The following is an 8,576-nucleotide window of genomic DNA, read 5'->3' as shown; positions in this document are numbered from 1 at the left end:
CAGAAAACCCTGTGGGAGTGGTATTCGGGGATTTTGGTTCAGAGGATGGGGTGACTGATCTGGCCTCATCGCTGGCAAGCCAGCTCCCACAGGGATCTTCAGTGAACACAGATTTGGTGAACACCAGAAAACCCTGTGGGAGTGGTATTCGGGGATTTTGGTTCAGAGGATGGGGTGACTGATCTGGCCTCATCGCTGGCAAGCCAGCTCCCACAGGGATCGTCAGTGAACACAGATTTGGTGAACACCAGAAATACCTGTGGGAGTTGGCTTGCCAACGATGAGGCCAGTGAAGACACCCAATATCTCAGGCCGGGGACATTTCCTGCGCCAAGCCGAGAAACGCCGCCGGCAGCCGCGCATTCTTGCGCTCCTTGAGGCAATACAGATACTCGGGAATCTGCGGCGCATTCTCGATGGTCAGCACCCGCAGTTGCGGATCGTGCGGCACTTCCTGCCGCGCAATGATGCTGATGCCGATATTGCGCAGCACCGCCTCGCGGATCGACTCACGGCTGCCGATCTCCAGCAACGGGCCGAAACTCACCCCGGCGCTGGCGAGCAGCTCTTCGGTCAGGCGCCGAGTCGTCGAGCCGGTTTCACGCATCAACAGCGTGTGCCCGGCCAAAGCGCTCAACGTCACATGCTCATGCGCCGCCAGCGGATGATTGCGGTGCACTGCCAACACCAGCGGATCAGTCCCCAGCACCCGGCGAATCAACCGTGCATCTTCGAGCAACTGCGACGACGCCGCGACATCCACCCGGTAATCCTCCAGCGCTTCCAGCACTTGCTGGGAGTTGCCGATTTCCACCGAGACCTCGACCTGCGGCAGACGCTCGCGAAAGGTCTTCACCAGATCAAGAATGTAATACGGCGCTGTCGCGGCGATGCGCAACGTGCCCTGAACCTGGCCGCTGTTGCGCAGAAAGAACTCGATATCGGCCTCCTGCTGCAACAGCGCCTTGACCATCGGCAACAGCCGTGCGCCCTCCTCGCTGACACTGAGACGACGGCCGCCACGGTAGAACAGCTCGACCGAATACTGACTTTCCAGATTGCGGATCTGCGTAGTCACGGTCGGTTGGCTGAGGCCGAGTTTTTTCGCTGCCAGCGTGATGCTGCCCAGACGGGCGACCATGTAAAACGCTTTCAGCTCGGCACTCAGCACAACCGTCCCTCATCTTATTTGCGCAGCAGGCGCAGACCGTTGAACACCACCAACAGGCTCACGCCCATGTCGGCAAACACCGCCATCCACATGGTGGCGAGTCCGGCGAAGGTTACCCCAAGAAAGATCGCTTTGATCACCAGGGCCAGCGCGATGTTCTGTTTCAGGATACTCGCGGTATCACGCGACAGGCTGATGAACGCCGGGATCTTGCGCAGATCGTCGTCCATCAGGGCGACATCGGCGGTTTCAATCGCCGTATCGGTACCCGCCGCGGCCATGGCAAAACCGATCTCGGCGCGGGCCAGTGCCGGAGCGTCGTTGATGCCGTCACCGACCATGCCGACTCGACGGCCCTGTGCATAAAGTTCTTCGATGGCTTGCAGCTTGTCAGTCGGCAGCAAGTCGCCTCGGGCTTCATCGATGCCGACCTGTGCGGCAATCGCCTGCGCGGTGTGAACGTTATCGCCGGTGAGCATCAGGGTTTTCACCCCGAGTGCATGCAATTGGCGAATCGCCTCGCGGCTGGTTTCCTTGACCGTATCGGCCACGGCGAACAGCGCCAGCGGGCCGGACTGGTCGAGCAACAGCACCACAGACTTGCCCTGTTTCTCCAGCGCGAACAGCTTTTCTTCCAGCGCCGGCGAGCACAGCCCCAGCTCTTCAACCAGACGATGGTTACCCAAGTGGTAAGCCTGACCGTTGATTTCACCCTTCACGCCACGCCCGGCCAGCGCTTCGAAGTTATCCACAACCAGCGGCGCCAAGCCTTTATCAACAGCGGCGTTGGCGATAGCCAGCGACACCGGGTGATCGGAACGGCCGGCCAACGCCGCCGCCAATGCCGGGGCCAAGGCGTCGGCGGTCGGGTCGAGCGACAGGTAATCGGTCTGCACCGGTTTGCCGTGGGTGATGGTGCCGGTCTTGTCCAGCGCCAGATAGTCGAGTTTGAAACCACCCTCCAGGTACACGCCGCCCTTGACCAGAATGCCTTTGCGCGCCGCTGCCGCGAGGCCGCTGACGATGGTCACCGGAGTGGAAATCACCAGTGCGCACGGGCAAGCAACCACCAGCAACACCAGTGCGCGGTAGATCCAGTCGAACCACACGGCGCCCATGAACAGCGGCGGAATGATCGCCACAGCCAAGGCCAGGACGAACACCACCGGGGTGTAGATTTTCGAAAATTGATCGACGAAACGCTGCGTCGGTGCGCGCGCACCCTGAGCCTGCTCAACGGCGTGGATGATCCGCGCCAGCGTCGAGTTGTTCGCCGCAGCGGTCACCGCGTACTCCAGCGAACCGGCCTGGTTGATGGTCCCGGCGAAAACCTTGTCGCCGATGGTTTTTTCCACCGGCAAACTTTCGCCAGTGATTGGTGCCTGATCGATGGTCGAACTGCCGCTCACTACCTCACCGTCCAGCGCGATGCGCTCGCCGGGCTTTACCCGTACGCGGGCGCCGAGTTCGACGGTTTTAACATCCTGTTCGACCCAGTTGCCGTCAGCCTGCAACACCGTGGCCTGCTCCGGAGTCATCTGCATCAAACCGCTGATCGCATTACGCGCACGGTCCAGCGAGCGCGCTTCGATCAACTCGGCGACGGTGAACAGGAACATCACCATCGCCGCTTCCGGCCACTGGCCGATCAACACCGCACCCGTCACGGCGATGCTCATCAGCGCGTTGATGTTGAGGTTGCGGTTCTTCAGGGCGATCCAGCCCTTTTTGTAGGTGGTCAGGCCACCGCTGAGAATCGAGATCAGCGCGATGATCGCCACCACCCAGGTCGGCGCAGCGTTGGTGAAGTGGATAACTTCCGCCGCCAATGCGCCAACGCCGGACAACGCCAATGGCCACCAGTGTTTTTTCACTGGCGCAGGAGTTGGTGCTTCAACGCCCGCCTCCAACGGCTCGGCGTGCATACCGAGGGATTTGATCGCTTCAGTGATCGGCGCGGTGTCCGGCAGACTGTGGGTCACACCGAGCACGCGGTTGATCAGGTTGAACTCCAGTTGCTCAACGCCGGCCAGTTTGCCGAGTTTGTTCTGGATCAGCGTCTGCTCGGTCGGGCAGTCCATCGCCTCGATACGGAAACTGCTCAACCGGGCGTCGGCGCTTTTCGCCTCGCTCAGTTGCACCCGCGAAGGTGCGGCGGCTTTCGACGCGCAGCAGGAATCGCCGCCATGCTCGTGCTTATGCACTGGCTGCAATTTGTGGCTGTGGTTATGTCCGTCGCCGGGCTTGTGGGTGTGCTGGGAATCGCTCATTTGGTCGCGTCCATGAAGGTGCCTGTTGCCAAGTAAAGACCCTGTAGCCACTATAGGGTCAAGCACCCTTTTGGAGATTGCCGTCATGAAGATCGGAGAACTGGCCAAACTGACCGATTGCGCCGTGGAAACCATCCGCTATTACGAGCGCGAAAACCTGCTGCCGGAACCGGCCCGCAGCGACGGCAACTACCGCGTCTACACCCAGGCCCACGCCGAACGCCTGACGTTCATCCGCAATTGCCGCACCCTGGACATGACACTTGAGGAAATCCGCAGCCTGCTCGCACTGCGCGACAGTCCGCAGGATCAGTGCGAAAGCGTCAATGCGCTAATCGACGAGCACATCCAGCATGTGAAAGCGCGGATCGATGGGTTATTGGCATTGCAGACACAACTGCTCGACCTGCGCCAACGGTGTGGCGAGGGACCGGCAGCGGATCAATGCGGGATCTTGCAACGGCTGGAAGTGAGTGGCGGGGTTGTCGCGACCGAGGTCGAACACTCCCACGTAGGCCGCAGCCACGGCCACTAACAACACCCAAAAACAAATGTGGGAGCTAGCCTGCTAGCGATAGCGGACTGTCAGTCAACATCACTGTTGAATCTGATGGCCCTATCGCTAGCAGGCTAGCTCCCACAGGGGTTTGGTGCGGAGTTTCAGACCGCCATTGGCGCGGTCATTGGCGCGTGGTGTTCGTAGCCTTCCAGCGAGAAGTCGCCTGGCTCCACCAGCTCCAGCCATTCCGGCTGGTACACGCCAGTCTTGGCGAATTCCGGCACGCGGTCGGAGATTTTCAGTTTCGGCATGGCGAACGGCTCGCGCTTGAGCTGTTCGTTGAGCATGTCCAGATGGTTCTCGTAGACGTGCGCATCACCGATGAAATAGGTGAACCAGCGCGGCGTGTAGCCGGTCAGGCGACCGATCAGGCTCAGCAGCGCGGCGCCTTCGGTGAGGTTGAACGGAGTGCCCAGACCCAGGTCGTTGGAGCGGATGTAGAGGGTCAGAGAGATCTCTTTGGTCTCGACATTCGGGTGGAACTGGTACAGCAAGTGGCATGGCGGCAAGGCCATTTCATCGAGCTGGGCGACGTTCCAGCCGTGGAACAGGATGCGGCGGCTGCCCGGGTCTTTGATGATGGTGTCGACGCACTGGCGCACCTGATCGATGGCTTTGTACAGCACCACGTAGGCCTGGCCGTCTTCTTCGCCCTGGGCAATCTGCTTGTAGCCGTTGCTCAAGGTTTGTTCGATGGCCGCTGTGTTGTTCAGCGGGATCTGCTTGTACGCCGGCCATTTGCGCCATTGCACGCCGTAGATTTCGCCGAGGTCGTCGTCACCCTGACGGAACGGGTTGGCCAGCCACTGCGCGTTTTCGTTGGCGTTCTGGTCCCAGACCTTGCAGCCCAGCTCACGGAATTCGGCAGCGTTGTTCACGCCACGCAGAAAGCCGCACATCTCGCCGATAGCCGATTTGAAGGCCATCTTGCGGGTGGTGATCGCCGGGAAACCTTCCTGCAGATCGAAACGCAGCATCGCCCCCGGAAAGCTGATGGTGTTGATGCCGGTACGGTTGGCCTGCTTGGTGCCGTTCTGGATGACGTGCGAGACCAGTTCGAGATATTGCTTCATGAGTTACCTGTGTCCTTTGAGCCCCGGCGTCGCGCGCCGGGGTTCGTAGTTTAAACCGTCGGGGCAACCGGCGCCGCCGGAGCGCGACGATAGGCCAGCCAGATCAGGAACAGCCCGCCGATGATCATCGGTACACACAGCACCTGACCCATGGTCAGCCAGTTCCAGGCCAGATAACCCAGTTGCGCGTCCGGTACGCGGACGAACTCGACGATGAAACGGAAGATGCCGTAGAACAGTGCGAACATGCCGGAAACCGCCATGGTCGGGCGCGGTTTGCGCGAGAAAATCCACAGGATCAGGAACAGTGCGACGCCTTCAAGCGCGAACTGATACAGCTGCGACGGGTGACGCGGCAGTTGCGCCGGATCGCTGAACGGCGGGAAGACCATGGCCCATGGCACGTCAGTCGCTTTGCCCCACAGTTCGGCGTTGATGAAGTTACCGATACGCCCGGCACCCAGACCGATCGGCACCATCGGTGCGACGAAGTCCATCAGCTGGAAGAACGACTTGCCGTTACGCTTGCCGAACCACAACGCCGCGAGCATCACGCCGATGAACCCGCCGTGGAACGACATGCCACCCTTCCACACCTCGAAGATCAGCGTCGGGTTGGCGATGTAAGCGCTCAGATCGTAGAACAGCACGTAACCCAGACGCCCGCCAACAATCACACCCATCGACAGCCAGAAGATCAGATCGGAGAGTTTCTCCTTGGACCAGGTCGGGTCGAAACGGTTGAGCCGGCGCGATGCCAGCAGCCATGCACCGCCGATGCCGACAAGGTACATCAGGCCGTACCAGTGGATTTTCAGCGGGCCGATGGCCAGAGCCACCGGGTCGATCTGCGGGTAAGGCAGCATTGCGACTCCTCGTTAGAGTTGAAACATTCAAAATTCCCGGGCGACGCTGCCACCTCAGGATTAAGCCAGGATTGTCTGGCGCGTCAGATCAGAAAAGTCAGACCCACGCAAAACAGCAAAGCGGCGAACAGCCTTTTCAGCAAGCGCGGCGACAGCCTGTGGGCCAGTCGCGCACCGATGCGGGCGAAAATCATGCTGGTCACAGCGATGCCCAGCAGCGCCGGCAAATACACAAAACCGAGACTATGGGGTGGCAGCAACGGGTCATGCCAGCCCAGAATCATGAAACTTAATGCACTCATCAGCGCAATTGGCAGCCCGCAGGCCGACGACGTGGCGACCGCTTGCTGCATCGGCACGCTGCGCCAGGTCAGAAACGGCACGGTGAGCGAACCGCCGCCGACCCCGAAAATCGCCGAGGCCCAGCCAATCACACTGCCGGCTGCCGCCAGACCGAATTTCCCCGGCACCGTGCGGCTGGCCTTGGGTTTGACGTCCAGCGCCAGTTGCACCGAGATCACCAGGGCAAACACACCGATGATTTTTTGCAGGTTGGGGCCCGAGATAGCCTCGGCTGTCAGGGCACCGAAACCGGCGCCGAGCAGAATACCCACTGCCATCCAGGCAAAGATCGGCCAGCGTACTGCACCGCGCCGATGATGTTCGCGTACCGCGTTCACCGAGGTGAAAATAATCGTCGCCAGCGAAGTTCCTACCGCCAGATGCGTGAGGATCGACTGATCAAAACCCTGCAACGTGAAGCTGAAAACCAGCACCGGGACAATGATGATCCCGCCACCAACCCCGAACAGCCCGGCCAGCACGCCCGCACAGGCGCCCAGCGCCAGATAGAGCAGAAATTCCATGGCCGTCTCCCCGACGCATCCCCCAAACCGGAGCGGCATGGTAACGGATGCATGCCCTTGCGCTCCACTTGCGATGGATGCACGGACGATGTCTGCGTAGAGTGGGCAAAAAACACACAAGGACCACCTTATGTGCCTGATCGTATTCGCCTGGCGCCCGGGCCATGCCCAGCCGCTGATCGTCGCGGCCAACCGTGACGAATTCTATGCCCGCCCCAGCCTGCCACTGGCGCAATGGGCGGACGCACCGCAAGTGCACGCGGGCCGCGACCTTGAAGCCGGAGGCACGTGGCTCGGGATCGGCGCCAATGGGCGCTTTGCCGCGCTGACCAACATTCGTGATCCGCAGCAGCCGGCGGCGCGTAAATCGCGGGGTGAACTGGTGGCGCGGTTTCTCACGGGGAATCTGGCGATTGATGATTACCTGGCCGACATCGTCGCCCGCTCGCCGGAATATGCCGGGTTCAATCTGCTGCTCGGTAACGCCAATGAACTGTGGCACTTCAACGCCCGCGCTTCGCATCCGGTGATGCTTGAGCCGGGAGTTTACGGGTTGTCGAATGCCGGGCTGGATACGCCGTGGCCGAAGTTGCTCAAGGCGCGGGACGCGTTGAGTGCGGTGCTGGATGACCCACAACCTGAACGCTTGCTGGCGATTCTCAGCGACGGGCAGACCGCTCCGGAAGCCGAACTGCCGGATACCGGCGTGGGTCAGGCAACCGAGTCATTGTTGTCGAGTGTGTTTATTGCCAGCCAGAGTTACGGGACGCGGGCGAGTACCGCGCTGATTGTGCAGGCGGACGGATCGCGCAGGATGGTTGAGCGGAGTTTCGGGCCGTTTGGCGGGCATTTGGGAGAAGTAGAGATTCTGGTTTAGGCGGTGTTCCGACTGACGCCATCGCTGGCAAGCCAGCTCCCACAAGGATCTTTAGTGAACACAAAATCTGTGAGCACCCGGAAAACCTGTGGGAGCTGGTTTGCCAGCGATGAGGCCATTAGCCGTTCAGAGGGCTTTGATCACCGCCGGCGGATTCATCTTCGCCAACCCGAGGTTCTTCAGCGCCAATTGCAGCGAGCTGTGGATAACTTGCGGGTTGTCGATGGTCATCAGCTCGGCCAGCAGATCCTTGGCCTTGCTCAGGTTGATCTGGCGCAGCATCCATTTCACCTTCGGCAGGTTGGTGGCGTTCATCGACAGACTGTCGAAACCCATCGCCATCAACAGCACCGCCGCCGCCGGATCACCGGCCATCTCGCCGCAGATACTCACCGGTTTGCCTTCGGCATGCGCGTCACGAACCACGGTTTGCAGGGCTTGCAGCACCGCCGGATGCAGATAGTCGTAAAGATCGGCCACTCGCGGGTTGTTACGGTCAACCGCCAGCAAATACTGGGTCAAGTCGTTGGAGCCGACCGACAGGAAGTCGACCATCCGCGCCAGTTCCTTGGTCTGATACACCGCCGCCGGAATTTCGATCATCACGCCGATTGGCGGCATCGGCACGTCGGTGCCTTCGTCGCGCACTTCGCCCCAGGCACGGTGGATCAGGTGCAGGGCTTCTTCGAGTTCGTGAATGCCGGAAATCATCGGCAGCAGGATGCGCAGGTTGTTCAGACCTTCGCTGGCCTTGAGCATTGCGCGGGTCTGCACCAGGAAGATTTCCGGGTGATCGAGGGTGACGCGAATCCCGCGCCAGCCGAGGAACGGGTTGTCTTCCTTGATCGGGAAGTACGACAGCGACTTGTCACCGCCGATGTCCAGGCTGCGCAT

General features: G+C 60.8%; 8 protein-coding genes. 2 read left to right on the top strand and 6 right to left on the bottom strand.

Translation table 11 applies throughout. The features are described 5' to 3' along the window. Positions 1-307 precede the first annotated feature (307 nt). Both ACIOZM_RS11620 and ACIOZM_RS11615 read right to left on the bottom strand, forming a co-directional pair. Complete coding sequence (locus tag ACIOZM_RS11620) at positions 308-1,171, bottom strand: LysR family transcriptional regulator (RefSeq protein ID WP_401213523.1); 864 nt, start codon at positions 1,169-1,171, stop codon at positions 308-310. A gap of 14 nt (positions 1,172-1,185) precedes the next feature. Further along, the gene (locus ACIOZM_RS11615; protein ID WP_401213521.1) at positions 1,186-3,441 is read right to left on the bottom strand and encodes a heavy metal translocating P-type ATPase; all 2,256 of its coding nucleotides are present in this window, start codon (positions 3,439-3,441) and stop codon (positions 1,186-1,188) included. A gap of 85 nt (positions 3,442-3,526) precedes the next feature. Between ACIOZM_RS11615 and cadR the strand changes: the two genes are divergently transcribed. Next, positions 3,527-3,976, top strand: a complete 450-nt coding sequence (gene cadR / locus ACIOZM_RS11610; RefSeq protein WP_401213519.1) for a Cd(II)/Pb(II)-responsive transcriptional regulator — start codon at positions 3,527-3,529, stop codon at positions 3,974-3,976. Between the two features lie 125 nt (positions 3,977-4,101). Here the strand turns inward: cadR and ACIOZM_RS11605 are convergent, their stop codons facing one another. The 3 genes from ACIOZM_RS11605 to ACIOZM_RS11595 form a co-directional block, all read right to left on the bottom strand. After that, a complete protein-coding gene (locus ACIOZM_RS11605; RefSeq protein ID WP_401213517.1) occupies positions 4,102-5,073 on the bottom strand; it encodes a thymidylate synthase in 972 nt (323 codons plus the stop codon). A 50-nt stretch (positions 5,074-5,123) separates the two neighbouring features. Continuing rightward, positions 5,124-5,939: a prolipoprotein diacylglyceryl transferase gene (gene lgt / locus ACIOZM_RS11600; RefSeq protein ID WP_401213514.1), complete on the bottom strand. Its 816-nt coding sequence runs from the start codon at positions 5,937-5,939 to the stop codon at positions 5,124-5,126. 83 nt (positions 5,940-6,022) lie between these two features. After that, positions 6,023-6,805 carry a sulfite exporter TauE/SafE family protein gene (locus ACIOZM_RS11595; RefSeq protein WP_401213511.1) on the bottom strand — a complete coding sequence of 261 codons (783 nt, stop codon included), beginning with the start codon at positions 6,803-6,805 and terminating at the stop codon, positions 6,023-6,025. Positions 6,806-6,935: 130 nt separating this feature from the next. Between ACIOZM_RS11595 and ACIOZM_RS11590 the strand changes: the two genes are divergently transcribed. Then, positions 6,936-7,682 carry an NRDE family protein gene (locus tag ACIOZM_RS11590; RefSeq protein ID WP_401213508.1) on the top strand — a complete coding sequence of 249 codons (747 nt, stop codon included), beginning with the start codon at positions 6,936-6,938 and terminating at the stop codon, positions 7,680-7,682. Positions 7,683-7,808: 126 nt separating this feature from the next. On the opposite strand, the gene ACIOZM_RS11585 is transcribed toward ACIOZM_RS11590, so the two are convergent. Next, positions 7,809-8,576: putative PEP-binding protein (locus ACIOZM_RS11585; RefSeq protein ID WP_401213505.1), on the bottom strand; the 768-nt coding region annotated here is incomplete at its 5' end.

Origin of the sequence: Pseudomonas sp. NPDC087346 (assembly GCF_044744235.1) — a bacterium.
GTDB lineage: Bacteria > Pseudomonadota > Gammaproteobacteria > Pseudomonadales > Pseudomonadaceae > Aquipseudomonas.
This window is presented reverse-complemented; position numbering and strand designations above follow the sequence as displayed.